Origin of the sequence: Bradyrhizobium sp. CB1015 (genome assembly GCF_025200925.1) — a bacterium.
Classification (GTDB): domain Bacteria; phylum Pseudomonadota; class Alphaproteobacteria; order Rhizobiales; family Xanthobacteraceae; genus Bradyrhizobium.
Genome location: NZ_CP104174.1, coordinates 4,930,758 through 4,955,253, shown reverse-complemented (window position 1 = coordinate 4,955,253; position 24,496 = coordinate 4,930,758). Strand labels below are relative to the sequence as shown.

General features: G+C 59.1%; 21 protein-coding genes and 4 pseudogenes. 14 read left to right on the top strand and 11 right to left on the bottom strand.

Annotated elements, in window-relative coordinates; translation table 11 throughout:
* Window positions 1-4: 4 nt before the first annotated feature.
* Window positions 5-427, bottom strand: coding sequence for a hypothetical protein (locus tag N2604_RS22985; RefSeq protein ID WP_260370481.1), 423 nt, complete (start codon window positions 425-427; stop codon window positions 5-7).
* Between the two features lie 183 nt (window positions 428-610).
* Here N2604_RS22985 and N2604_RS22980 point away from each other — a divergent pair, with 183 nt between their 5' ends.
* From N2604_RS22980 to N2604_RS39810, 3 genes and pseudogenes are all read left to right on the top strand, one after another.
* Window positions 611-820 (top strand): hypothetical protein, encoded by a 210-nt coding sequence (locus N2604_RS22980; protein WP_260370480.1) that lies wholly within the window; start codon window positions 611-613, stop codon window positions 818-820.
* A 116-nt stretch (window positions 821-936) separates the two neighbouring features.
* Window positions 937-1,314, top strand: a complete 378-nt coding sequence (locus tag N2604_RS22975) for a hypothetical protein (protein WP_260370479.1) — start codon at window positions 937-939, stop codon at window positions 1,312-1,314.
* 208 nt (window positions 1,315-1,522) lie between these two features.
* Window positions 1,523-2,191 (top strand): annotated as a pseudogene (locus N2604_RS39810) (hypothetical protein); the annotation flags it as partial.
* 118 nt (window positions 2,192-2,309) lie between these two features.
* Here N2604_RS39810 and N2604_RS22970 read toward each other — a convergent pair.
* Together N2604_RS22970 and N2604_RS22965 are read right to left on the bottom strand one after the other, a co-directional pair.
* Window positions 2,310-2,810 carry a hypothetical protein gene (locus tag N2604_RS22970; RefSeq protein WP_260370478.1) on the bottom strand — a complete coding sequence of 167 codons (501 nt, stop codon included), beginning with the start codon at window positions 2,808-2,810 and terminating at the stop codon, window positions 2,310-2,312.
* 278 nt (window positions 2,811-3,088) lie between these two features.
* Entirely contained in the window at window positions 3,089-3,982 is an 894-nt protein-coding gene (locus N2604_RS22965) for a hypothetical protein (protein ID WP_260370477.1), read from the bottom strand.
* 607 nt (window positions 3,983-4,589) lie between these two features.
* Here N2604_RS22965 and N2604_RS22960 point away from each other — a divergent pair.
* Both N2604_RS22960 and N2604_RS22955 read left to right on the top strand, forming a co-directional pair.
* Window positions 4,590-4,811 carry a hypothetical protein gene (locus tag N2604_RS22960; RefSeq protein WP_260370476.1) on the top strand — a complete coding sequence of 74 codons (222 nt, stop codon included), beginning with the start codon at window positions 4,590-4,592 and terminating at the stop codon, window positions 4,809-4,811.
* A 6-nt stretch (window positions 4,812-4,817) separates the two neighbouring features.
* A pseudogene (locus N2604_RS22955) lies at window positions 4,818-5,198 on the top strand (hypothetical protein); the annotation flags it as partial.
* Window positions 5,199-5,366: 168 nt separating this feature from the next.
* Here the strand turns inward: N2604_RS22955 and N2604_RS22950 are convergent.
* Window positions 5,367-5,726: a hypothetical protein gene (locus tag N2604_RS22950; protein WP_260370475.1), complete on the bottom strand. Its 360-nt coding sequence runs from the start codon at window positions 5,724-5,726 to the stop codon at window positions 5,367-5,369.
* Window positions 5,727-5,880: 154 nt separating this feature from the next.
* On the opposite strand from N2604_RS22950, the gene N2604_RS22945 reads away from it, so the two are divergent.
* Complete coding sequence (locus tag N2604_RS22945; RefSeq protein WP_172785486.1) at window positions 5,881-6,057, top strand: hypothetical protein; 177 nt, start codon at window positions 5,881-5,883, stop codon at window positions 6,055-6,057.
* 157 nt (window positions 6,058-6,214) lie between these two features.
* Here N2604_RS22945 and N2604_RS22940 read toward each other — a convergent pair whose 3' ends face one another.
* Window positions 6,215-7,789 carry a winged helix-turn-helix domain-containing tetratricopeptide repeat protein gene (locus N2604_RS22940; protein ID WP_260370474.1) on the bottom strand — a complete coding sequence of 525 codons (1,575 nt, stop codon included), beginning with the start codon at window positions 7,787-7,789 and terminating at the stop codon, window positions 6,215-6,217.
* Between the two features lie 151 nt (window positions 7,790-7,940).
* On the opposite strand from N2604_RS22940, the gene N2604_RS39805 reads away from it, so the two are divergent.
* A complete protein-coding gene (locus tag N2604_RS39805) occupies window positions 7,941-8,183 on the top strand; it encodes a DUF1127 domain-containing protein (RefSeq protein ID WP_409241640.1) in 243 nt (80 codons plus the stop codon).
* 758 nt (window positions 8,184-8,941) lie between these two features.
* Window positions 8,942-9,358, top strand: a complete 417-nt coding sequence (locus tag N2604_RS22935) for a hypothetical protein (protein ID WP_260370473.1) — start codon at window positions 8,942-8,944, stop codon at window positions 9,356-9,358.
* 438 nt (window positions 9,359-9,796) lie between these two features.
* On the opposite strand, the pseudogene N2604_RS22930 reads toward N2604_RS22935, so the two are convergent.
* Together N2604_RS22930 and N2604_RS22925 are read right to left on the bottom strand one after the other, a co-directional pair.
* Window positions 9,797-10,754 (bottom strand): annotated as a pseudogene (locus N2604_RS22930) (IS481 family transposase).
* A gap of 585 nt (window positions 10,755-11,339) precedes the next feature.
* Window positions 11,340-11,552: a hypothetical protein gene (locus tag N2604_RS22925; RefSeq protein WP_260370472.1), complete on the bottom strand. Its 213-nt coding sequence runs from the start codon at window positions 11,550-11,552 to the stop codon at window positions 11,340-11,342.
* Window positions 11,553-14,009: 2,457 nt separating this feature from the next.
* Here N2604_RS22925 and N2604_RS22920 point away from each other — a divergent pair.
* Window positions 14,010-14,222 carry a hypothetical protein gene (locus N2604_RS22920; protein WP_260370471.1) on the top strand — a complete coding sequence of 71 codons (213 nt, stop codon included), beginning with the start codon at window positions 14,010-14,012 and terminating at the stop codon, window positions 14,220-14,222.
* Between the two features lie 803 nt (window positions 14,223-15,025).
* Here N2604_RS22920 and N2604_RS22915 read toward each other — a convergent pair.
* From N2604_RS22915 to N2604_RS22905, 3 genes and pseudogenes are all read right to left on the bottom strand, one after another.
* A pseudogene (locus N2604_RS22915) lies at window positions 15,026-15,346 on the bottom strand (DNA ligase); the annotation flags it as partial.
* 75 nt (window positions 15,347-15,421) lie between these two features.
* Window positions 15,422-15,760 carry a hypothetical protein gene (locus tag N2604_RS22910; RefSeq protein ID WP_260370470.1) on the bottom strand — a complete coding sequence of 113 codons (339 nt, stop codon included), beginning with the start codon at window positions 15,758-15,760 and terminating at the stop codon, window positions 15,422-15,424.
* Window positions 15,761-16,279: 519 nt separating this feature from the next.
* Window positions 16,280-17,479 (bottom strand): IS256 family transposase, encoded by a 1,200-nt coding sequence (locus tag N2604_RS22905; protein ID WP_260370469.1) that lies wholly within the window; start codon window positions 17,477-17,479, stop codon window positions 16,280-16,282.
* Between the two features lie 389 nt (window positions 17,480-17,868).
* Here N2604_RS22905 and N2604_RS39450 point away from each other — a divergent pair, with 389 nt between their 5' ends.
* Together N2604_RS39450 and N2604_RS22895 are read left to right on the top strand one after the other, a co-directional pair.
* Window positions 17,869-18,405 (top strand): hypothetical protein, encoded by a 537-nt coding sequence (locus N2604_RS39450; protein WP_311739605.1) that lies wholly within the window; start codon window positions 17,869-17,871, stop codon window positions 18,403-18,405.
* 561 nt (window positions 18,406-18,966) lie between these two features.
* The gene (locus N2604_RS22895) at window positions 18,967-19,116 is read left to right on the top strand and encodes a hypothetical protein (protein WP_260370467.1); all 150 of its coding nucleotides are present in this window, start codon (window positions 18,967-18,969) and stop codon (window positions 19,114-19,116) included.
* A gap of 1,018 nt (window positions 19,117-20,134) precedes the next feature.
* Here the strand turns inward: N2604_RS22895 and N2604_RS22890 are convergent.
* On the bottom strand, window positions 20,135-20,743 hold the full coding sequence (locus N2604_RS22890) for a hypothetical protein (protein WP_260370466.1): 609 nt from the start codon (window positions 20,741-20,743) through the stop codon (window positions 20,135-20,137).
* 398 nt (window positions 20,744-21,141) lie between these two features.
* Here N2604_RS22890 and N2604_RS22885 point away from each other — a divergent pair, with 398 nt between their 5' ends.
* The 3 genes from N2604_RS22885 to N2604_RS22875 all read left to right on the top strand — a co-directional run bounded on the left by N2604_RS22885 (window position 21,142) and on the right by N2604_RS22875 (window position 24,335).
* Entirely contained in the window at window positions 21,142-21,438 is a 297-nt protein-coding gene (locus tag N2604_RS22885; RefSeq protein WP_260370465.1) for a hypothetical protein, read from the top strand.
* A 69-nt stretch (window positions 21,439-21,507) separates the two neighbouring features.
* A complete protein-coding gene (locus tag N2604_RS22880; protein WP_260370464.1) occupies window positions 21,508-23,664 on the top strand; it encodes a VTT domain-containing protein in 2,157 nt (718 codons plus the stop codon).
* The gene (locus tag N2604_RS22875; RefSeq protein WP_260370463.1) at window positions 23,664-24,335 is read left to right on the top strand and encodes an endonuclease/exonuclease/phosphatase family protein; all 672 of its coding nucleotides are present in this window, start codon (window positions 23,664-23,666) and stop codon (window positions 24,333-24,335) included. The genes N2604_RS22880 and N2604_RS22875 overlap by 1 nt, the downstream gene beginning before the upstream one ends.
* Window positions 24,336-24,496 lie beyond the last annotated feature (161 nt).

Sequence of the window (24,496 nt, the reverse complement as noted above, 5' to 3'; positions counted from 1 at the left end):
CTCCTTAGCGGCCGTAGGGGAAGCAGCGGTTGCGATCGAGTGTGAGACCGAAATGCGCTCCCAGTGCAGCGATGGCCGCGTCCTGCTGCGGGTAAGGATCGGCATTGGATGCGGCAACGATGATGGTCCGGAACCCGCCGCGATCCTTGCCACCCGGTGGCAGCATCGCTGTAGTCAGTGCATTGCCCTCCCTGTCGCGCAGCGTGAGGAAAAGCGGCATCTCTCGCTGTACATGGGCCTCGAGGCCGATGTCGCGCTCGATCGCGTTGGGCCGCTCGGGACGCCAGGACTGGACTGCCTTCTCCCGCTCGCGGCGGAAATATTTCTCAACTGTGTGGCCCATCAGGCGCGACTCATGCATCGCTTCACCTTCCGTCTCGATACGGAACCAGGTCTTGCCCTTCGGCGCGTCGCAAACATACTGCATTTCGCCCGTCCTGCGATCGCCGCAATTCTAGGGCGGCGGGCCTGCAAAGCCAATATGAGACTCGCCCCACTGTATAGCGCTGCACGATCAGAGGGGCCAAGAGTTCTTGATTGGACGTTGAAGTTCTAGGGAGCCCAAACAATACTAGGTCGACTGGAATAATCCTCTTCAAGGAGCGTCCCGATGCCTGACGTAAGGGAAAAGCAACGCGAAGCCCGCCGGAAGATCATTCGCCAATGGGCGAAGCTTCCGAAGGATAAACGGCAGTCTATGGACGGGATTTCTGAATTCGCCAGGACCGCCGCTCAGCAGAACGAGAACGCATTCGTCCGCAGTCGTCGCGATCCGTATCAGAAGATCATGGGATGGCTATTGCCGCGTGCTCATCTCTGAACGACTGAGTCCTCTGCATGTCCTTCGAAGGCGACACCGAAATTTCGGCAAAGTCATCGAATGTCCCGCCGTGTCCGACCCCCCCGGCAGGGCCGTCACAAAGCGACGAGATAACTGTGAAGCTGAAAGCAACCATCATCGTCGCAGCGCTGCTAGCTGCAACGGCTGCACATGCCGAGACGATCGATCTGAAATGCTGGGCGCGGGGCCTTACGGGTGGCGAGCGCAACTCGGTCTACATAAGCGGGGAACAGGTTACCGTTAATCTGGACGAGGGGACGATGCACTCTCGGACACTCGGAAGCAATTTGGCCGTCCACGTCACGGATACGCACTTGTTCTTTGAGACGGCGCTTACCCTCGGCAACATTTGGCAACATCTGTTCGACCCGACCGCTGTCTGGCAAGGTTTCATCAACCGCGTCGACGGCACGCTTAAGGCGCATAAACGCGACGGCACTGTCATCAGCGGGCACTGCCAGCTGGTCGGCTGAACCTGCCCATATTGCGAGGCAATGAATCCGCGGGAAATCTGCGGGCACCGCAAATTCCTCCGCCCGTACTCCAAGGATTCGAGGACCCGGACTCCGCCAGCGTCAATAAGCGATTCAGGGGCTGGCGTTCTCAGACCTTGGTCCGCTCCCGGCCGGAAACCGAAAGAATTCGGACTGAATCCTTCCTCTGACTAACATTGGGCTCGCCATGAGCGTCTCGCCAAAGCAACTTGCCGATGCGCTAGGCGGTGAGGTTAGAGGGGAAAACGTTCTCGCGCCCGGACCGGGGCATTCCCCGCACGATCGGTCGTTATCGGTCAAAATCGATCCGACTGCCCCTGGTGGGTTCGTGACGCACAGCTTTGCTGACGATGATCCGCTCAAGTGCAAAGATCACGTTCGCAAGATGGCGGGGCTTCCCGGGTGGGAACCAAGGCGCCGGCTGCAGACGGAGGAAGAGATCAACCGGTCCCACAAAGCGATTGCGGTACAGTCTAGCGTTACCGCTCACACGAGTTCGACGTCTTATTCTTACCGTCAGGCGGACGGGACGCCCTATCTCCGTGTCTATCGCACTGCGTCGAAGCGCTTCTGGCAAGAGCACTGGGATGGCGCTGCCTGGCAGAAGGGAGCTCCGAATGGTCCAAAGCTTCCTTACCGTCTCCCAGAGCTGCTCGAAGCTACGCACGAACCAGTGCTCATTGTCGAAGGTGAAAAAGACGCCGACGCGCTTAGCGCAATGGGGGTGGCGGCGACCACAAACGCAGGTGGCGCGGGAAATTGGGCCGCAGAGCTAAACCAATACTTCAAGGGCCGCGACGTCTTCATCTTGCCTGATAACGACGAAGCGGGCGAACGTCACGCGCAAAAGGTAGCAGCAGGTTTGGAGGGGGTGGCTCGAAAGATCCGGATCGTTCGCCTTCCGAATCTTCCCCCGAAAGGGGATGTCTCCGACTGGATTGATGCGGGTGGCACTGTCGAAGAGCTCAGGAGCATCATGGGATCGACGCCTCCGATTGCCCGCCAGACGCGGTTTCTGGTGTCGAGCTCTGAGTTCGTCGCCGGCTTCGTGCCGCCAGACTACGTTGTCGATCATGTGTTGCAGCGAAGATTTGTGTATTCGCTACGAGGCGAATCGAACCCTGGCGGCAACGGGCGAGTTCGAGTAGTGCGTCATGCGTGTCAGTGGCACCCGGTTTACGCCACTTTGGCCGTAACGCTTGCGCCAATGCCTTACGAACGGCGAGGCGCTGGCCCGGGATGCGGCGTTCCAAGAGATCCAGGGTGGTGTCGAATTGACCACGATCGTAAGCATCCTGCTCGATGTCCAAACGCGATGTGCCGGCAAGTCGATAGATATCGTCGACCAAACCGCGAAAACCCGGGAGTCCGGCGGGGTAGGAAATGCCCGCGCCGCAGAAGAATACCACGCGGCCTTCTTCGTGTGCTTGCAGAAGGGAATCGGGAATGTCCGGGCCGTTGGCTACAAATTGCATAGATGAAACGAACTATTGTGAACTGCGAATGCTCAGGGTGATTTGCGCGGTCACCATAGCCGGCGATGTCCGCCGTCTGTCAAGAGTTGAGTTGACGGCCGCAGGTATCACAGAGAGCGAGCTTTACTCGCGAGCTTGGACAATTCTATGAGCAGCGATCCGACCCGGATAGCAGGTAATTTACCATCACGGAGGCCGAAGACGCACGAGCGTAGGCGGGCTGTGCTCCGTTGTTTGCAACCCGCCTGCGACAGGCTCGGGAAGAAGCAGGGGCGTAGCTACTTCGACTGGGACGGTTGATGTCCAACCACGAAGTTTACGAATTCAACGCCTGTTTTCGCGCGACAAAATTCGGAAAACGTCACGTTATCGGAGCCATCATAAATTGCACACTGATCCGCGACCAGTGCGGCCTCGGGACTGTAGAACAGGTAACCTTGATTAGCATGCGGGTAATAGAACGCGCACGCATTAGTGCCTGTTTCCATCGGAGTTACAACGCTGAATTTGTAGTCCAAGCTCTCGCCGGAAGTTGGCGTTATGGGGTTTCCGTGAGGATCGCTGTCAAAAAAGAAGCTTGCGAGATCGACATACCTGAACTCGGAACCAACGCTCGCCATGACTGAGTAGAAGTCGCCTGCACTGTCGATATCCGCGTCGCGCAAGGTCTGCACAAATGAGGATAGCAGTTTAGAGAAGGATCGACGCCTCTCCCGCGGTATGAGTTGATGGGACCAAGTCGTTGCCTCCCAAAGGTCGGGGCCTAATCTTTCGTTTGTTTGGTATTCCCGGAAGCGATGATACGCCTCGAAATCACCGAGCCAACTTTGTTGACCAATCGACTTCTCAGCCTTCCCAGCCACGATTTTCACTGCGCGAAGAGGCGCCAAAAACGCCAAAAAGTACTGATTGTCCGTGTTCCGACTTGAGATCTCGAAGAAATCAACCGCCTCACGAAATGTAAAGTCACTTTGATACTGATCTCGGAAGGCTCGGATGTCTCGCGCTGCCAATTCAGGGGAATTTGAAAACGAAATCGAGGCTTGAGGTGACAGCAATGTCGTCTTGATGACCCCTCGGTCCCGCGGCAGTCTTACATGGTGTTCAGTCACTCTCGTATCAGCCAGGATGATGAGTTGCGGGCCGATCGTTCTGGAAACGACAAGGGTCATTGCGAATGCCTGAGGATTTCTTCTGATCAATCACGAGCGCGCTGCGATGGCAACCAAGCCAGATGAGGCGCCAGCATTATTGTGCCAGCTTCAGGGCACGGACCGGCCTTCCGGAGCTGAGTAGCGTCCGAACGTGGCGTCGACAACCTAAAGGAACTGAGAGTGTCGTCGGTAGCCTATGCTGGCCGCAGCACGCGAGACGTACCTTGCGATAATCCGCAATTATCGAGACTCAGAGGATATCCACTCCTCTACAGTCTTCACACAAGTAGTTTGAGCTGAACAGCTTTTGGCTTAGTGTCTGACACTACGCATAGATTTCTACGGTGCCTTGCTACAAGTTGCTCAACGACGCGCTGCGCGGCAGCAGGCACCCCTTCGGTTGATCGTCCAGCACTACTCCGGCGCGTGTCCCCGAGATCGCAATGTAGATACTAGGTCGACCCTAGACGAAGCTGAGGCGATCGTCAGGGACGTCGGACACGCAATTAAATCGTTCCGCACTCATGGTGCGGAGCGATAGAAGGTGTCTCACTCGCGCTTGCGTTAGTTTGGAACGAGCGCTGGCATTCCACATTGCTTGTGAGGTGCAATCGGGAGTCTCAGCATGGCAGTGCAAATCGTGATGGATCACAGCGGCGACAGCCGGCACTTCTTCGACAACTCCAATGCAGAAGCTTTGGTAGAGGCGGAGAGGCTTTTTCTGCAATTTACGAACAAGGGATATACCGCCGCGGTGCGGAAGGGGCCCGGTGAGGTAACCAGGATCACCGCGTTCGATCCGACCGCCGAAGAGACATTGTTTTTCCCGCGGCTCGTGGGCGGGTGAGCGCCAGTGAAGAGAAGGTTCGGTCGTATCGGCCCTTGGACGCTCCGGAGCCTGGCTGTTGGTGGACTTTATCAAGCGGCAAGGGAGGAGAAAACCGTCCAGGCTCGAGCGCTGCGACTGCTGCGTTCTTGGCTTTCGCTCCAGCAAGGGCTCGAGTTCGAGAGGAAGGGGTACTTCGACGTTGTGGGGTGCGATACCGGGAAGCGGTACCGCATCCGGCGGGGCACGTCCGGCAACGTCAACGAGATCGACGAATACGGGCGACTCGGCACAGGGTGGTGCTTTGTCCCGGTGGGTGGCTTGGTCGAGGGCGATGTCATGCTAGCCCAAAAAATAGCTCTCGAGACCGACGAGGAACACGCTTTGAGCATCGCCAATAGCTTTCCGGGGCCGATCCGATGGCGCCGACCCGGTAGTCGTCCATCAGGGGGAGAATTGCGGTCGGGCCTCTTCATTCCAGCTAGAGGCACCGGGTGGTCGAATGGGCTGAACTCGCCCTCGCTGCCGAACGCGAGCGGCACATTGATAGGATAGCCTGTAGCACGCTGGCGAAGCTCACCTTTGGGCCATTCGCGCTTCAACTGTTTGCCTGATCGTGCATTCACGAATTTGGACATCGGTCACGTTTTCAGCCTCGCACATCCTGCGAATGGGGAATGCATCCGAATTTTCGGTCTTCCACACGCCCGATGTGATAAGGCCGAAGATTAGAAGCACGAAAATACCGGCGCCAAAAATTGGGAAATTGCTCATCTCCTCACCTCCAATGGCAGGGCGTGCGTTTCCCGATGCTTTTACAACGCTCGTGTCGCTGCCAAGTTTTCCCAGTCTTATAAAATTCACCTCCAGCGGCGCGGCACCTGCATGCTCGTGAAGCGCGGGTTCAGCTACGAGCCCACGGAGCAAGGTCTGCACGGCAGAATGATGCTGGCAGGCGTCGCCGGCGCGGTGACCGTTCCTAGCGGCGGGCAGGGCATTCGAATTTGCAATGCAGCATAGTTCAACCCTCTTGCCGCACCACAAATCCGCGAATAACTTCGGCTCCCTTTGTAAATAGTTGGGTGTTCGGATGAGGGATTTTCAAGCCAAGTTAGAGCGTTATGAGAGCCTTGCTGCTGAATGCGAATTGATTGCCAAGAGGGCAAATGAGAGCAATCGGGGCTTTTATTTGCGCGCGAGCGAGCACTACCGCCAATTGGCGGGTGAGGTCCGTGCTCTGATTGCGACCTTCGATCTCGCAGCCTAGGTGCCCGTCACTGCTACATGAACCTCTCCGTCGGCACCTCCGAGGCCGCGGTTCGAAAGGTGGTGGAGATCGCGGCCGACATCGAGCCCGTGCAGGGCGGCTGCATCTTTCGTCGAGCGGTCAACAAGACCTTCATCGAGATGGGAAGCGCACGCAACTACGGTGGTAGATCCATGACGCGGCAAGCCCGCGTTATTTTTTCGAGGTGTTCCGGCTTGTAAACTCTGGCGAGCTTAGACGCCAGTGTGGATACCCGCAGGGCGGGCCGTGCTTTCGCGAGGCGTGCACCGATCGCCTGGGCTTCAGCGACCCTCCCAGACATTGCGTGGCATGCCGCTAAAATAAACTGCGCGTTTAAGTAGTTGGGCCGGTCCAGCACGGCCAGCTTGGCCCACGATGAGCCGTCCTCGTATTGATCCGCCAAGAAATGAGCGAATGCAATCCCGGTCTGCATCAGAAAAAGAAACGGGTCCATGGGGCTTAAGCGGCCCCCTCCATGAAACTGCTCGAGAGCCCCCTCTATGTCGCCGCGGCGAATGTGCTCCCAGCCAATCGTAATGCGTGCAACGGCCAGATTTGGGTTGAGTTCATGCGCTCGGGCGACGAGAGCCACTCCGTCCTCGATTTCGTATAGTACGACGGCAATTGCCTGCCCAGCTCTCACGAGTACAGTTGGATCATCCTTGTCGAGCTCAATTGCGCGCGTTGCCAACCAGCGCGTGTCGGTCATGTCCTGATCCACATTGACCGTCCAGCCAAAGATCTTTCGCTGCAGATAGCAATAGGCGCCAAGCGCGTATGCTGCAGCCAATCCAGAATCAAGCTCGAAGGCAAGCCGGATCAATCTAAGGGCCTCAACGTTTTGCTCCCGTGTGAATTGATAGAAGCTCCAGAGTGCACGAAGGTAGTAGTCGTACGCCTGGAGATTTTCAGTTGGTTTGCGTTTTGCGCGCTCGATCTCGGCCCGCTCCAATTGAGGAAACAGCGCGTTAATAACGCTACTCGTCACTTGATCCTGCAGATCGAAGATGTCGTTGAGTTGGCTGTCGAAGCGGTCAGCCCAAAGGTGGGCGCCAGTCGTGGCTTCGATCAACTGCCCAGAAATTCGAATTCGGTCGCCAGACTTGCGCACGCTGCCTTCGAGCACATACCGAACGCCTAGCTCGCGCCCGACTTGCCTAATATCGATAGCTTTGCCTCTGTACGTAAAAGTGGATTGTCGCGCGATGACGAACAACGATTTTGACCGTGAAAGGCCGGTTATGATGTCCTCGACCATACCGTCCGCGAAATACTCCTGCTCTGGATCGGAGCTCAAGCTGGTGAATGGGAGAACGGCGAGCGACGGCTTATCGGGAAGCGGAAGGTCAGGTTTAGCCGCCGCACTCTGGCTGTCGGTTACCGCTACGGTCGGAGCGCGGTGGGCTTGCTGCACTGTACCGACGAACCTATAGCCTCTCCTCGGCAACGTTTTGATCAAACGCTGGGTCTCCCCGGAATCGCCAATTGCGGATCGAGCGGCGTTTAACCGGGTCGTCAGCGCAGCATCCGATACACACCGCCCTTTCCAAATGGCTGTGATGAGTTCGTCCTTACCAACTACGCGCTCGCGATTGCGGATGAGATAGTCGAGCAGGTCAAAGGCTTGCGGTGCCAGGTCGACAACGCTTGCGTCGCGGTATAGCTCGCGGCGGCTGGAATCCAGTTCGTACCCTTCGAAGAGATAGCGCAAGACGGGAATTCCCTGAGGCGACCTCCGGCTCGACTGCGGCACGGCGTGAAAAGTAAAGAATAAAAAAGGAAAATGTAAGCAGCACGTAAAGCGTGCTGGGTCGAATATTGACAGCTTGTCTGGGTGGAAACAAGGCACCGAGGATGCTGCCATGAGCACGATTTTCCAGACAACGAGATTGGTCCAGACGACCGAGCCGCAGCGACCTAATGTCCGCGCTTTCAAGAATTGGTGGATGTCTTTTCAGGAGTGGCGGAAATGTGAGCGGCTGCGGCGGCATCTATGCAAGCTGAGTGACCAAGAGCTGATGGATATTGGGATTACGTATGGTGAGGTCGACTACGTGGTGTCGAACCGAAATACGGATCCTCGTGGCATACGATCGACCGATTGAGATCGGTTGTAGGTAGCGATGATGCTCCGTCGGGTTTACGGAAGCCATGTCGTTGTCCGGACATTCGACTTCCGCAATCGGTCATAACGCAAAGAACTCAGGTTGAGCAAATCTGGCCCGCTCTAGCCCGATGAGCGCCTGCGAGAGACGCGGCGCAACTTCGCAGATGGGCAAGAAGCCGACGATGCCAGTGTGAAGAGCAGCAATACCGACTTATCGCATTGATTTTGAACTAATGGTGAGGAGGTTCACATAACTCGTTCACGCCTAGGAGTAAGCTCAGTCTGGAATTTGCAGTGGGAATATCTCTAATTCAAAAGGGGAAATCCCATGAAAAGACAATTCCTGATCGTGACAGCCATCATCAGCATCGGAAGCGTCGCGATCAATCAAGCAGACGGCTGTACGTTGCAACTGCCAGCTTTCGAAATTACAGGATTCCCGATCACCCGGCATCAGGTAGCGGTACTGGGATCAGCCCAGGTAGAGGAGAGTGCGGCTGCGCCAATGCTAATGTTAGGCGAGATGCCGGCTTCTCCTAGTCAGATTGCAATTCTGACTCCGCGCACGAGAACGATAAGGATTGCTGGGGCAGCAGCGGATGATCTCAGTCTGCTCACCGTTGGTGCGGGGAGACTTGGCTTGCAAGAGGGAGCTAGGCGGGGATCGTGCGGCTCTGAGTGATCCTTGGATCAAGTAGTCTCTTGCGCTTCACGGTTCCGACGACCCACGCAAGCGGGCCGCAAACGGAGGTTTCCATGATCGCTTCCGATGGACGCCCGGCGCATCTTTATCGGTTGATTGTAGCGCGCGCGGTAAGATTGTGTACGGTTACATTTTTCGGCGTCAACACAGCCCATTCACATGACCAGATGCGACCAGAACTGAACGCTTGGTTCAAAAGTCTCAAGAACCCGGCAGGTGAGTCGTGCTGTGATGGTGGGGACGGCCAATATGCGGAGGCCGAGTGGGACGTGGCAAAAAATGGCTATAGAGTCCTTCTGAAACATCCGCATCGGCCGAACGAACCCGGGCAGTGGTTTGACGTGCCAAACTCTGTCGTGCTCAAACGCCAAAACCTCAGCGGCAGGGCGATGGTTTGGTGGTGGCCGACCTATGCCGATGGAAGAATGATCCCAATGTGGCGCTGCTTCATTCCAGGACCGGAGGGATGATTCTCCCTGCAAAGTTGCAAGCGTAAGTCCGCTTTGCGGTCACAAGCCGTAGTCGTGATAGGCGACGCTGCTGGTCCATCGCAGCCCTGAAAGCAGACCACTCGAACGAAGCCATCGTGGAGACGCCGCGGGTAGCCTTTGGACGCAAGGCGGCTTTCTTTGGTGCAGGCGCTCGAAAGTGATGGCGCTCATATGAGGCAATGATCCTGACGTATAAAACCCGATTTCGCCATGGTAGATTGCCACTTTATCCCGGTTGCTTTGAGCCGTCCTGAATAGTGCTTTTTGTACTGTGGAGGACATTTATGCGAAGCTCTCGCGCAATTCTTTATCTGCAGCGAGTTGGTGAACTTGCCTCTCAGCTCTCAGAACTGGAAGATCTTCGAAGTCTAGTCGAAGATGCAGAGCGCGTGGCCCGCGGTGCGCCTGCGTTGCGCTCTAGATGTGGAGCCTCAAGAGGTTGTCCTCGGTTAGACCGAGCCTGCTGATCGGCGTTTGAGATCTTATCCCGCCGTGGGGGCGATGCCAGTTGTATCGATGGAGCCAACGGGGCAACTCCTCGGCGCGGCGGTCGGAGGTGGGATAGGCTTGCGCATAGGCCCACTCCCTGAGCGCGGTCTGGATGAAGCGTTCGGCCTTGCCATTGGTTTTGGGCGTATAAGGCCTGGTTCGCTTGTGCTTGAGGCCGAGCTCCTGGCAGGCGTCGCGGAAGTCGAAGGCTTTGTAACAACTGCCGTTATCGGTCATGACCCGGGTGACGGTGACGCCGAGGCCTTTGTAATAATCAATGGCCGCTTTGAGGAAGGCTACGGCGCTCTCGGCTTTTTCATCGGGCAAGATCTGGGAGAAGGCGACGCGGGAGTGATCGTCAATGCAGACGTGGACGAATTCCCAGCCGACCCCTCGGTTGTTGCTCTGACCGGTGCGATCGCCGGTGATGCGGTGGCCGATCTTGTCGAAGCGGCCGAGCTTTTTGATGTCGATGTGGATCATCTCGCCCGGCGTTTCGCGCTCATAGCGGCGCACCGGCTCGGCCGGCTCCAGGTCGCGTATCCGGTTCAGTCCCAAACGACGCAGAATGCGGCTCACAGTGGCCGTCGATATCTTGAGTTCGACCGCGATCTGCTTGCCGGTGTGGCGCTGGCGCCGCAAGACCTCAACAGCGGTGCATGTGGCAGGCTCTGTTTGGCTCGGCAGTGAATGAGGTCGTGACGAGCGGTCGCGCAAGCCATCAACGCCTTCCATGCGGAAACGGCCGACCCATTTGGCAACCGTTTTCGGCGTCGTATTGAACTGGCGCGCCGCGGCTGCTTTGGACAGGCCGAAATCCACGACGGCACGAACCATCGCCTCTCGACCTTTCGGTGTCAGGGCTAGCATTCTTGTGGGTGTCCATTCGGTTCTCCGCGAATCGCTGTGGTTTGGCGACTTCAGAGTTCCCGGTCAGGGCCGAATGGACAACCTCCTGAAAGACCACATCTAGACGCCACGCTTCGCGCCGCCTCCGAGGTCGTGATCTAGGCGTCCTGTTTGTGCGTCTGCGTCGCTACACACCGCCAAGCCGAAGTGCTCTCAGGCGTGCTCATAACGACAACCAAATCGATTGGATGTTGCTTGAGCCATTTCCCGACGGATGGTGGGCTTCCCCATAAAGCGTCAACGGGCTAGTGGACAAACTGTCTCGCCCATCACGCCCCGCCGCCTACCGTCAGCTATGCGACCGCGATCACACCAAACCGTCGAGAATGACCCAAGCGGCCTACGATCTGTGCATTTAAAAAGCACGGAGATGGATCAGGAAAATCTGGCGATCAGTTCTCTGTGTCGCGAGCTGGCCAAGGTGTTTTCGGGAGAGCTCAGCCGCCGAAACCTGCGGGATTTGAGGGCAGAGCTGGTGACGCAGCTTCGCGATCTTGCCCGACGTCCGCCCGGCCGCGAGCTTCCTTAGAGGTCGCTTCTCTCGAATGTCGCCTTGTGGGCCCTAGCCGTCTTGGCAACTGATGCCGAGTCCGTCGCAGGTGAGCGCGAATGAATCCTTCGACTTGCGATCTTCAAAGCAAAACTTAGTGCCGATCTCGGCTCGGTCGGTCCACCAACTCACGTTAGCAGCTTTCGCGATGCGGGAAGCTTCGCCTCGTAACAGGTCGAGCTGTTTTCCGGCAGCACGAACAATCAGGCAATTCTCTTCGGGCATAAAAGGGTTCCCATCGAAATTTGGATACTGCAAAAGTGTCGAGACCAAAAACACGGCTAGCTGGGGCCCCCGTCTGCACGAAGGCCGCAGCCGGGTGACTGCTGCGGCCCAGCATCTCGAAAAAGCCGGGTGAAAATACGTGAGTGAAATATGCAGCCAGCCCCGGTGCGAGGATCCTATTGCCTAGCTCCTGCTTGCAATATGATCTGTTTCACATTTGTCTAATCGCAAAATGGGCGAGGGAAGGCTCGCCGGGGCTGACGGTCTGGCTGGCGGGCCCTCGACCCCGAGCACAAGGCCGCGTATGTCCATCACGGCCCGGTCCCAAACGTAATCTGACAGCTTCCGCCGTAGCGCGCTTGCAAACTGCGGGTCGGGATGTGGGGCTGAATGTCGCGGACAACGCTCCGCACGTCCTCGCGCGGACCCGGTTACGTGGTTCACAGCTCCCGTCCCATCGCGGAATGGCTCCGGTCTTTCACTTTGATCCAGTGGTTCGAGCGCGGCGAGATCGGCCCCGGCTGCTCCGAGCAGCTTGCAGGATGGACTGGAGGGCTTGGTTTCCAAGCACGCCTACCGCAGGATATGGCATATAGCTGCACCTCTCGGTCGTGCTAGCGGCTGTGGCCGAGGATGACAGCCTCGCTGTCGATCACGAAACGCTTCTGGCGGTTTTTCAGCGCCGCGGCAGCGATGCAGGGATAGCGCTTCGTTGCCGGTCAGATCCGACGTGAAGAACTCGTTGCGCAAGTGTTGCTTAACATTGTCCGGCCGACGCTCGCCTTGGGAAGCGAGCTTGAGAATGCGTGCAGCGACCTCTATTGCCGACCGCTGTTGCTGTAGCGTGAATTGGGCCGGGAAAGAACCTCATTAAGAACGTCGCGAAGCACTTGCCAGGTGGTTGGCATCGTAGCCCATAGCCGAGCCTCGAAAATAAGAGAAACTAGAAAAACAGCGGTGCCGGGAGCTCGAAATACGTGTCTCGACAGCGCCTATTTTCAAACTGAGCACTGAAATCCCAGTTGGCGATTATAAAGCAACGGCCATGCCACAATCATATGACAGGCTGGGCCGACCCGAACATCCGCTCTTCGATCCGCTGCAGTTGTCCAGCGGAGCTCCATTCAAGCGAGGCAGGCAACGATCGCAAGCACCACATCGGTGCTGAGCTCGGGTGAATAAATCCAGCAGAACAACCCGGCACCGAGGACTGCCGCAATTCCTTGAAGTGCAATCATCTGAAGTCTCCCCGTGAAAAGGTCCTGATGGGAGACTGGCTCCCGTCTGTTTCCGGGATGCTTCGATCGGAGAGGAAAGGTGTTTCATTCACCAACCTGTTATCGAGCACGGCGGTACCGCTCTGGTCCGCCCCGCCAGCTCACGCTGGCGACTTCCCGACGGCTCGGCCTTTGCTGACAATTCCCCCTTCACCGGGCGGAGCTTGACTCGTCATGCTGGAAGCCATTCTCATGCTGTTGGGAATTGGAGCCGTAGCCCTCGTGCTCATTGCATTTTGGGGACTGCACAGGCACGTGTGATGAGCCGCCGGTTGCACTTGCAGGGGGTCAGTTCGCGCTGGTGATCCTCTTCCGGAGTCCGCCTTGATAGCCACAACGGTCCAGCCTTTGATCACATCGCGTCGCATGGGGGCGAAACCGCGGCGCTCCAAGCGCTAAATCATCGCCTTAGCGCTACGACTTTCGGATATTATATATATTGATAATTAATGGAATTAAACCACATTAAATGTGGACACGATTTAAATTCGGGCTAGAATAGAATTGCTAGGCGCCGGATGAACGCGTCAAGCATCTCCGAGAAACGGCCCCGGCAACCCAGTCCCTGCTTATGCCATAGGGGCCGTTTCTTCGATTCGTGAGGCTGAACATGCTGCACTTGTCACTGGGTGACCTGTTTCTTGTCTTCGCGATGACAGGGGCGGTCTTCCTGGTTGAAATCGGACTTCTCAGTGATCTAGCGGCCGGGCGAAACATCTCAGTCAGATTGAATAATTAATACCTGATCGATTGAGTTGAGCTAATTCCCACAATGATCGAGGACACCGCGTACGCCGGTGGCGCACGTCGCCGAAACTAATCTTCTGGGGCCGCAGCATGCCGCATCAAAACGGTGCGGCAGACGTTTCGCAAATTATAGATTCCGCGCGGCTCCGAACGCGCGAGAGGTACTGCGCGTCCTGGGTGTGCAAAAGCTAATCGCAAAGCGCAATCGGCAGCGGCTGATAACGCGTCGCCGCGGCTGAAGCGGTAACCGGACATCAACCGGTGCCGCGCTAGGATCGATTATCGCGGATCGGTGACGAGTACCGCGGTACGCATGGGCAAAGAGAAACCCGCCGGCTCCCAGGTCGGTGGGTTTTTGCATGTAGATTTACAAAAATCGCTTTGCACGCTAGCTTGCCACCATTGCAATCCGAAGTTTGCGTAAGGTGGTATTATGCCGAGTGCGATTGAGTTGATTGTGGGCAGCTATGCCAAGCTCGGGGATCGTCAGTCCATGGAAAATCTGAGGACGCATCGTCGACACTTGGCAGTCGACATGAAAGCCAGAACCGGCTTCGACTGTCGAGCTTCCATTGCTGAGATCGAGCGGGACATTGCCGTCATAGAAGCGGGGATCCAGACGCTGTCCGGCCCGATCGGCGGTTGATCGCAGCCAGTCATCAAAGGCATTGGAGCACCGTGGTAATCGAAGAGCCATGCCTCGCACTACGAACCGCAACTTGCCGAGATCCGCCGATCTGTTGGTTGTCAAAGACGAGCTGCTTGGCGGTCGACGGATCGTCGTTACCGCCTCTGCGGGACCTCGGCTCAGCGGCAAGAGAGGTATCGTTCTTGGCCCGGGGGCTACGGCAAGTCAGGTCAAAGTGTTGCTTGATGGGGCAAAAGGCTACGTCACCCTACATGTTCGCTTTGTGGATCTCTGCTGAAGAACGAGTAGGTGGTGAGGAGCACCGGTTCGTGCCAGCGGGCCCCGTAATGATCTGGAGAACGACGTCGGTTAGCCGACCAGCGATCAAATGACCCAGTACACCAAGCCCACCGCAAAGGCTGCTCCGCACGGCAGAATTATGAGCGCATAGAGCGGTGCGGCCGCTGAGAGCTTCTCCATAATGCCAGTATGACCTGTTTCCGGCCGGATTGCCATTCAACCAAATGGGTCCTGCGCGAGCTTTTCAGTACAAGAGCGGTCCCTGCGGCCCTTCCGCTGGCGCCGGTTCACCCTGGCGGACTTGTTTTCTCGTAGCCTGCCGCCGCATCATCTACACCATGCACCGCGACACCAAAGAGTTACTCATCGGCTCAGCCGGCATAATCGTGTTCAGCATCCTTTTAATAAGCTCGCCGCGATCTGCCCGTTTTATAGACGAGTTTTTCTTTTCCTACGTTCGAATGGTTTGGGATCTACTGCGCTCACTAGTGACACCTTAGGGGAGCCCGCCAGCGTATCCTTCAAAGCTCCCTGCCGATCGCAGGGTGGCTTCGGTTCTTCACCTTGATCCAATGCTTCTGCCGCCCGCCCCGGTAAGGCCGATCGCGATGTTTGGAGACCAAGCCCTCTAGGCCCATCCGGCACGCCGCCCTGAAGAGGTCCGGCCCAATCTCGCCGCGCTCGAAAGGTGCCACCCTGATCCCGTCCGGCCGCCGCGCCAACAGGCGCTCGAGGTTTGTCTTGCGAAGGTGCAGAGGCAGGGCGCGCAAGTCGTCGCCGCCTATGGCAAGAATGTCGAAGGCGTAAAGCTGGACTTCGTGATCGTGCTTTCGGGAGTGCAGCGGCGGTTCCCAGGCAGAGCTCATACGCCATACGCATGGCCCGCATCTAAGCACAATCGCGGCAGAGTCGAGTCCTTAGAGCGGCAAGGGGATTTGAACGCCAATACGTGGGCCTAGCTGCGCCTCGAGGAAGTCGCGGAGCGTGGAGGAAATCTCCTGCTCGTCCGCGGCAATCCGGCGCTCCAGATTGCGAGCAATGTCCTCCGAAGCGTCGCGCGACCAACCTTCGGCCGGATTGAAAACGACCACCCGCAAGACATTCTCGTATTGGCCGGATAGCAGATCCTGGATGAGGGTCGGGTAGTCTATACCTTCGTCGGTCTCGCGAAACGCCGCGCCGCCCTGGAAGTCCTGCAAAACGATATAGAAATCTTTGTCCAGTCGATCGTTCGGAATGATCGAAGGCGAGGCCATACGCGCGAACTCCAATATCCGGAGTTGAAGGTAAGGGGCCGGACTGGCGATTGCGAATCCTTTCACCTGCTTTAATGCCAGCGGAGCCAAACGGGGTGCAGTCTGCCCGCTGACCGCGCGGACGTAGCGCCGGCCGCTGTCTCCCCTGACCCGGCTTACGCGTTCTCCGGCCCGGAATAGATTGGGATTTAAATCGACCCCGCTTTTTGCGTGTATTCACAAGCGGAACACCTAACAGTACGTCCACCTTGGCTTGGACCCCATGGTTTGGTTAGCAACCAGGCCGATAGGTGTATTGTTTTATCATCACCGGCCGAGGCTCTGCCCGTAGGCGTCGGTGGCTGAGAGGCCGATTGCGCTCCCGCCTGCATAGGAAAGGGGAGCGCCCTTATGGCTGGTCAGCGCGCGCATTGGTTTATTTATTTGTCCCTGCAAATCGCACGGGCTCAGGAGATCGTGTCCCTGAGCGTGGTGTAACTGGCGGTGGGACACCGCGTTCGCCGGCAAGAGCCGGACTGGTCAGCTGGCGATAGCCGGGAGGCTGACGGTTGGATCATCGCTCAACGGCGCGATGGTTTCCAGGGTCATGTAACGGGCGCGCTGGACGGCCCATTCATCATTCTGTTCGAGCAGGATCGCGCCGATGAGGCGGACGATAGCGTCCTCATTGGGGAAGATGCCGACGACCTCGGTCCGGCGCTTGATCTCGCCGTTGAGGCGCTCGATCGGGTTGGTCGAGTGCAGCTTGGTGCGGTGCTGCGGCGGGAACGTCATGTAGGCCAGCACATCGGTCTCGGCCTCGTCGAGGAAGCCGGCGAGCTTGGGTAGCTTGGGGCGGAGCTGATCGGCGACCTTCCGCCATTGCGCTCGTGCGGCCTCGGCATCGTCCTGGGCAAACGCAGTGGCGATGAAGGCGGAGACGACACGCCGTCCACTTTTGCCGGCATGGGCCAGCGCGTTGCGCATGAAGTGCACGCGGCAACGCTGCCAACTGGCGTTGAGCACCTTGGCGACGGTCGCCTTGATGCCCTCGTGGGCGTCGGAGACGACCAGCTTGACGCCGCGCAGGCCGCGGCGGGCGAGCTTGCGCAGGAACGCCGTCCAGAATGTCTCGGCCTCCGAGGGACCAATGTCCATGCCGAGAACTTCGCGCCGGCCATCGCTGTTGACGCCGACCGCGACGATCACCGCGACCGACACGATGCGCCCCTGCTGGCGCACCTTCACGTAGGTGGCGTCGATCCACAGATAGGGCCAATCGCCCTCGATCGGGCGAGCGAGGAACGCCTTCACCTTGTCATCGATCTCCGCGCACAGCCGCGAGACCTGGCTCTTGGAGATGCCGCTCATGCCCATCGCCTGCACCAGATCGTCGACGGAGCGGGTCGAGACGCCCTGCACATAAGCTTCCTGCACCACGGCGGTGAGCGCCTTCTCGGCCATCCGGCGCGGCTCCAGAAAGCCGGGGAAGTAGGAGCCTTTGCGCAGCTTGGGAATGCGCAGCTCGACCGTGCCGGCGCGGGTCTCCCAGGTCCGGTCGCGGTAGCCGTTGCGCTGCGCCAGACGCTCGGGGTTCTTCTCGCCGTAGGCGGCCCCGGTCTGGCCTTCCACTTCCAGCTCCATCAGGCGCTGGGCAGCAAAGCCGATCATCTCGCGCAGCAGATCCGCATCAGGGGTCTTCTCCACGAGCGTGCGGAGGTTCATCATCTCATCGGTCATCGGTGGTTCCTCGAATCAGGTTGGTGTCAGCAACCCGACCCTACCGGCGAACTGCCGGTGACCACCGCAAAGCCGCCCGCCCGCTACGGCGCCATGGGAGGGCGCGCGTGCGGACGGCTTTGCTCTACCGAGCTACACCATCACCGGGGACACGACCGGCTCAGGAAGCAGCGGCGCGATCTGCAAAATTGCTGCGGGAGGCGCCGGACACGTTCTTGGGTCGCCAAACGCGCGAGCCCCCACCTAGCGAACACCCCATGGAGCAAGCGGACAGTCAGCGGCTCCTTCGCGGCGTGTTGCGCAAGCCCGATTAGCCGCTGTCCGCATAGCCAAAGAACTCGGAACGGCGAAGGCTAGGAACGACTTCGCCCTTTCGTTCGTTCGGGCTGATGATGACGCAAGCGGAATACCTGGCAGAGGCCGAGCGCTTTGCCCGAGCTGCGGAAACCGCTGTCGACCCAATCGAGCGGTCCCAGCTTGAAGTTCTGGCTAACAGCTATTCCATCCTGGCCAGAAGCACGGCGGTTCTAGACCGCTCCGGGAAGATTCTTGAAGCCTTAGAGCGGCAGCACCCCCGGGGGGGGGCGATTAAGGCCAGCTCAGTCGGCGGTCTCGTTTACGCCCGTGATTGCCATCCGGGGATTACCTCGCTCAAAGTCGGGCCGGACATCGGCGCCGCGGGCGCCGCAGCCCTGACATACGAAGCGAGGCTCAATGTCAGAAAGCCGGACCTCGTCCGGCCACGAAGCCCCGTCCAGAGCGACGTGGTGGCCGCAGTGGCAATAGACCAGGATTCTGCTCAGGCCCATCGCCCGCATCTGGCCGAAGGTGATTTTCATCTGCCGGCCGTCGGCGTGGGTGGGAGCAGGGCGGCGAGCGGCGCGGGGCATGAACGAGCAGTGAGCGGTGGTGTATGCCTCGATTGATTCCGCGAAAAGCGGGGGGAGACAAGCCGCTAGGTCTAGAAAGGTTCTGGCTCGTTGGAGCCAAACGTTGGTCAAGGGGCTAGCGGTTGCGCAACAAATGTTTTCGAAATACCGAAATTGCTGTTGCTCCGTCGGGCAAAACAGGAGTTTATAGGGCGCTGGCTCTAACTCAACACGACCAGCTCAATGGCCGACGAACACAAGGTTGCTTCTGAAGTGTCGAAGATCGCAAAGCTCAACGGAGATTTCAAAAGGAACTACGGTCCTCTGCTTGGCGCATTCCTGTAAGTGCGCGCGTCCGCACATCGTTCCGAAGATGGCTTACCGGCGCGATCTTGATGCAGTGAAAAACATTCGCGGCGCAGTCAAAAACTACGGTTTAGATGGCTCCGAGGAGACCGTTGCAAACACCGTAGCTATTCTCCGGGGAGCAAGGAAAAATCGAGACAAATCAATGATGTTGACAAGACACCCCTTCCGCCATAAATCGCCATAAGTTCCCTTCATGGGGTGGCACGCTCCTTGCCAATTGGACTTGCCCGAGCATGGAGGCGTGCACCGATGGCACAGCGAGTTCGTATTTTAAAGCAATCCAAGTCCGGTTTGACACATATTGCCCGCGAGCTGGTGAGATTGCTGGACGCGATCGAGGAGCTCGAAGAGCTGAGAGAAAGGGTCCGGCTTGCCGAAGCCGGACGGGTGTTGCACTAGCCAGCGCTGGAAAGCCCCATCCCCCTTCTTGGGGGCCTCGGCGCGTCAGTCCCACAGCCCGGAGGAAACGGTTTCCGATCGGAGCGTCATTCCATCTCGATAGGCGCTGAAGCGCTCGAGGTCCGGATTGGCAGCGCGGTATCGCTTTAGGGATTGAGGATCAGCGATCGCTGACTGCCCTGGTGCCGCTCGGGGCATCTGACCGAGGCCGCGATTTTGGGCTGCCCGGTGACAAGCTTTGCAATAGCGTTGAATCTTTCGGCCGCGGCCCGCTGTTTGACGTCGTCGTGGCAACTCGAACCGTCTGCACCACGGTATGGGAAGGGCAAATAAAGCGCCGGTGCCGAACTGGGTGAAAGGAGCGGGCCCGCCGGTTCACGCTGGCGGGCTCAATAATAGCGATAATATCGGCGCCGCGGACCGCGATCGTAGTAGTCGCCGCCGTAATATCCCTGTCGGCCCTGCTGAAACTGCGGTGGGACCGTTCCGTTTGGATAGCATTGTCCATCTCGGATATCGACGTCGGCGCCGTGGCCGCAGGGCACCGGATATCTCCCATAGCCGTAGCCGCCCCCGCGATAATAGTACTGCCTCGCGGCCTGTTCTTGAGGAGGAAGGTACCCGTTTGGGTAGCACATGCCGTCACGGGCGCTCACGTCCCAGCCGTGGCCGCACGGTGGAGGGTGCCTGGGCACGCCATACTGGACCTGCTGCCTGGGGGGCTGAAAGTCCACCGCCGGCAAAGCCTGACCCGCGAGTAGCGCGGCGGCGAGCCCAATACTAATCATCTGACAACCTCCATAGGGCGCAGCTTGCTTCAGCGGGTATGAACCCCTCGTGAACAACATGGTCCACGCTGGCGGGCCTTTCTAGCCCGCGAACTGCGGCGGTGTGCCACTCTCGAAATCCGACCCCTCGCAAATTACCAATCCCTTGGGCCACGGAGCGCGCGCGAGCTACTGCGCATCCAGATGCGGTCCCCACCTCGTCTCTTCGGGCATGCGACTGAAGCCAGTCCTCAACTCTTGGTATCACCGCCCTTCAGCGCGTCCCAGGCGGCCTTGTTCGCCTGATCAAACGCCTTGCGGGATTCAGCGAGTGCGGCGCTCATCACCGACCAGGACTCGCTGCCCGCCTGCTTCAGCTTCTGCAGGCGTGCTTCGGCTTCGGAGGCGTCGGACTTCATCTGCTTGAGTGCGGCGTCGATGTCCACGGTGCGGGCAGCAGTGACCTTGCCTGCAGCCTCGCGGAATTTGTCTGCGGCTTCGCGCCAGGCCTTGGCCTGTGCAGCCGCAAGATCCCTGAAGGTGGCCTGCTGCTGCTCGAGCTGTTTGCCTGCGCCTTCGAAGTAGGTCTTCATCTGGGCTTCGAATCCAACCCATTGCCGTTCCAACTCGGCCTTGGCATCCGCCCACGCCGCTTCACCTTCCTTCGCCTTGGCCTTGAGCAGCGCCTGAAATTCGTCGCGGCGCTGCGTCAGATCGGACAGGAGCTGATCGGTCTTGACCTTGGACTCAGCCTTGGCCTGGCCGGCCTTGACCTCGAATGAGGCCAACGCGGCGTCCATCTCGTCGATCCGCTCCTTGGCCCAGTTGAGATAGAAATGCATGCTGCTCTGCTGTGACATGGCCGTCTCCGTTGATCTGCCGAGGTCACATTTCCAGAGGTTCGGCTTGGCTGTATTGACCTGTCTCAATGACGCCGCGGACCGAGGCGCTGCGTAATCGAGCCATGGACACGCGCAACTGCGTGGGAACGCGACTGACTCTGAGCGATTAGCCCGGCGGGACGCTTCAAAGCGGGCAACGCATGTTCTTCTTTTTTTCGAGCCGGCTGGGATGTCTCGGCTCGCTGCTGATCTACGGCCTGGTCACGGTGGCGTTGCTCTTCCTGCTCGGACTCATTCGGTTCTGATCTTCACCGCGCGGGGTCCAACCGTCATCTCTGCTGTCGCGATGGTGCTCCCTCAGGAACTTGGCCTCGGCTCGCCTGTTGTTCGCAGTCTCGACCACACGGAGAGCAGCCTTGGAAAGCACCATCATTGGAGAATTCGACACGCGCCGCGGCGCCGAGCTTGCGGTTGAGCATGTCGTGCAGGAGTGCGGCGTGCCGCGAGGCGACGTCTTCGTCCAACCCGTCGGCGATGCGAACACGGTGGGAACACGCCCGGCAGGGCCCGACGCCAAGACTGCGCCCGCACCGGAAGGACGGCAGAAGCTGGAAGGCCTGATCGAGGTTTCCGTCGATTTTCACGGCGATGCTCCTGAGAAAATTGCGGATGTGTTGAGGGGCGCCGGCGCGAAGACTGTCCGCACCAAATGACGAATTGTGCGATGGGCCCGATGAGCGCCGGACGTCCGGCATTCGCGTCGAACCGCAGCCGCTGACGGCGTGGAACCCCTTGAGCCTCCAGCGCGTTTAGACGCAAACGCGAATTGCGAGGTCCACCTGCTTCATAGCTCATCGACACTGACTCCCGGCGACACCGTCTGGCGGCGGTGCAAGGCGCGGCGCGTGGCGGTTCTGAACGATGCCGCCGCCTATTTCGCAGCCCTGCGGGAGGCCCTGCTGGATGCTCAGGATCTCGTCTACATCGTCGGATGGGATATCCATAGCAGGACGCGCCTGGTCGGAGCTTCCGGAGGTGCGGATGATGGCCTGCCTGAGGAGCTTGGTCCCTTCCTGCGCGCCTTGGTGCAGCGCCGGCCCGCCTTGCGCATCAACATTCTCGTCTGGGACTTCGTCTCGTTTTACGCCTCCGAGAGAGAGTGGAATTCCGCGGCGAAGTTCACCGCCAACACCGATGGCCGCGTCCTGTTTCATCTGGACGCCACGCTTCCGTTCGGTTCGGCGCAACACCAGAAGATCGTCTGTGTCGACCGTTCACTGGCGTTCGTCGGCGGCCTCGATCTGACGATCAGGCGCTGGGACACGAGCGACCATCGCGCCGACAACGCCATGCGCTGCGACCCTCAGCGCAAGCCGTATCCGCCGTTTCACGATGTTCAGTGCCTGGTCGACGGCGAGGCCGCGGAGCAGCTGTTCGCCCTCGTGGAGCAACGCTGGCGTGCGGCAGGCCAACAGGCCGATGAACGGCGCGCGCTGAGGAACGGTCGCTGGCCGGCGAGCGTGCCCGTCGAGGCCGAGCATTTCCCGGTCGGGATCGCCAGGACCGAGGTGGTCTGTCCGGCAGGCTCGACCATCAGGGAGGTCGAACGCTCCATGATTGCGGCGATCCGGTCGGCAACGAGCTTCGTGTACATCGAAAATCAGTTCACCAGTGCGACGAGGATGGCGAGCGAATTGGCGGAGCAGATGCGTCGCGTGCCGTCGCTTCGGGTTCTGGTCGTCGCCCCGAAACTGCATTCCTCGTGGCTGGAATCCCAGGCCATGCAGAACGGCCGTGGCGCCTTCATCGACTGCTTCAGCGCCGCTGGCGTGGCCGATCGCATCCGCTTCGTCTATCCGGTCTCCCGCAGCGGGAATAAGGAAGCCGCCGTGATGGTGCACAGCAAGCTCATGGTCGTCGACGACCTGATCTTGCGGATCGGCTCTGCCAACCTGAACAATCGTTCCATGGGCGCCGACAGCGAATGCGACCTCATCTTCGAAGCTGAATCCGAGCAGCATCGGGATTTCATCGCATCGGTCCGCCGCCGCCTCATCGCTCATTTCTGCGGTCTCGACGAACAGGCCGTCGCGCAAAACGAGCATCGACTGTTCGCTCTATTGGACCAGGTGTCGAAAACGGGTGGGGCGAAGACCCTGCGAAAAGTGGAGTCCTCGGTTCTGACCAGCACGCTGGCCACCTTGGTTCAGCCGGTGGCGGACCCTGAGCTGCCGCTTCATCTCGAGCGCGCGGCATCTCGCATGTGGAGCACGAAGAGGATCATCGGGATCGCCTCGATCGCGCTGGCGCTTCTTGGACTGGCGCTGGCATGGTCGCACACGTCCCTGAGCGATTACACCGATGCGGGCCATATCTCGTCGTTCCTGTCAGCCTATTCGCAGTCGGTCTGGGGACCGCCATTCGCGATCGCAGCCTTCGTTCTCGGCGGGTTGGTCATCTTTCCGGTTCTCGTGCTCATTGCCGCAACTGCTGCCGCTCTTGGGCCATGGCTGGGGTTCGTCACCGCCATGGCGGGCGTCTTGCTCAGCGCCCTCATCCTTTTTGCGATCGGACGGTTCCTCGGCCGAGAACGCCTTCAGCGCCTGCTGGGACGCCGTGCCGCGCGCATCCAGGAACGGGTCGTGGGCAAAGGAATTTTGGCCGTCGTCGTCATCCGGATGATTCCGATCGCACCGTTCTCGCTGGTGAACGTCGCGGCTGGCGCGAGCACGCTGCCGCTTCGCGACTTCATGGTGGGAACGCTGCTCGGCATGATGCCCGGCATTCTCGCCATGGCCGTTCTGGGCGGGCAGATCGCAGATCTGGCCAGGAATGCGTCCTGGAGCAACATCGCGCTGCTCGCACTGGCGTTCCTGGGCTGGCTCGGGATCTGCGCGGGCGCGCAGTTCGTCGCGACCTGGCTTGCCGGGAGACGTTGATGCCGGTGCGTTTCATGACGTGGAATGTGCACGGCACCTTCAATCTCAATCCGAAGTTCGATCTGGAGGGGGTTTGCTCCATCATTCGCAAATGGTCGCCGGATGTCGTCGCGCTTCAGGAGGTGGATTCCCGATCGCGGACCGATGATCCGTTTGCGAAGCTGGCGCGTGTCGTCGGCGATCATCGCGTTCATGCCAAGTCGATCGTCACGGAGGACGGTGACTACGGCCAGATGCTCTTGAGCCGATTTCCGTTCTCCGGCGTGCCGGAGATCGTCGACGTATCCTATCGGGAGCGGGAGCCGCGCAGGGCGATCGCCACGGGATTGCTGACGCCTTTCGGCGAATTCCGCGTGGTCGCCACTCATCTCGGCCTGAGCATCCACGAGCGTCATGCGCAGGCCCAGGCCCTGGTGAGTTTGGTGAAGCCCGAAAGAACCGTCGTCCTCGGCGATTTCAACGACTGGTTCTGGGTGAAATCGGTGCGGCGCGTGCTCGCGCAGGTCTGCCCGAACCGGACTCGGCTGCGAACCTTTCCGGCGCATTTGCCCTTGCTTCGGCTCGACCGCATCTATGCAACGCGGGACAGCCGGTTCGGGAAAGTCTGGACCGACGAAGAGGCGCGAGCCTATTCGGACCATTTGCCGGTGATCGCGGATATCGCGATCTAAGGGTTCCGGCGAGCGGATCGTATCGCTCGCTTCCGGCGTGCGCGAGATGCTCGCAGATGTCGCTGTCTTGCCCGAGGCGGAACGGACTCTTGCGTCGTTGAGAAAAGCGTTGTGCCATCAGGACTTAGCTACTGTGCATGGGGTTGTTTTCACAAAGCTTC

Bases quoted from the DNA above. Each gene is read 5' to 3' on its own strand.
- N2604_RS22985 (WP_260370481.1), bottom strand. From the start codon at position 427: ATGCAGTATGTTTGCGACGCGCCGAAGGGCAAGACCTGGTTCCGTATC.
- N2604_RS22980 (WP_260370480.1), top strand. From the start codon at position 611: ATGCCTGACGTAAGGGAAAAGCAACGCGAAGCCCGCCGGAAGATCATT.
- N2604_RS22970 (WP_260370478.1), bottom strand. From the start codon at position 2,810: ATGCAATTTGTAGCCAACGGCCCGGACATTCCCGATTCCCTTCTGCAA.
- N2604_RS22965 (WP_260370477.1), bottom strand. From the start codon at position 3,982: ATGACCCTTGTCGTTTCCAGAACGATCGGCCCGCAACTCATCATCCTG.
- N2604_RS22960 (WP_260370476.1), top strand. From the start codon at position 4,590: ATGGCAGTGCAAATCGTGATGGATCACAGCGGCGACAGCCGGCACTTC.
- N2604_RS22945 (WP_172785486.1), top strand. From the start codon at position 5,881: ATGAGGGATTTTCAAGCCAAGTTAGAGCGTTATGAGAGCCTTGCTGCT.
- N2604_RS39805 (WP_409241640.1), top strand. From the start codon at position 7,941: ATGAGCACGATTTTCCAGACAACGAGATTGGTCCAGACGACCGAGCCG.
- N2604_RS22935 (WP_260370473.1), top strand. From the start codon at position 8,942: ATGATCGCTTCCGATGGACGCCCGGCGCATCTTTATCGGTTGATTGTA.
- N2604_RS22925 (WP_260370472.1), bottom strand. From the start codon at position 11,552: ATGCCCGAAGAGAATTGCCTGATTGTTCGTGCTGCCGGAAAACAGCTC.
- N2604_RS22920 (WP_260370471.1), top strand. From the start codon at position 14,010: ATGCCGAGTGCGATTGAGTTGATTGTGGGCAGCTATGCCAAGCTCGGG.
- N2604_RS22910 (WP_260370470.1), bottom strand. From the start codon at position 15,760: ATGGCCTCGCCTTCGATCATTCCGAACGATCGACTGGACAAAGATTTC.
- N2604_RS22905 (WP_260370469.1), bottom strand. From the start codon at position 17,479: ATGACCGATGAGATGATGAACCTCCGCACGCTCGTGGAGAAGACCCCT.
- N2604_RS39450 (WP_311739605.1), top strand. From the start codon at position 17,869: ATGATGACGCAAGCGGAATACCTGGCAGAGGCCGAGCGCTTTGCCCGA.
- N2604_RS22895 (WP_260370467.1), top strand. From the start codon at position 18,967: ATGGCACAGCGAGTTCGTATTTTAAAGCAATCCAAGTCCGGTTTGACA.
- N2604_RS22890 (WP_260370466.1), bottom strand. From the start codon at position 20,743: ATGTCACAGCAGAGCAGCATGCATTTCTATCTCAACTGGGCCAAGGAG.
- N2604_RS22875 (WP_260370463.1), top strand. From the start codon at position 23,664: ATGCCGGTGCGTTTCATGACGTGGAATGTGCACGGCACCTTCAATCTC.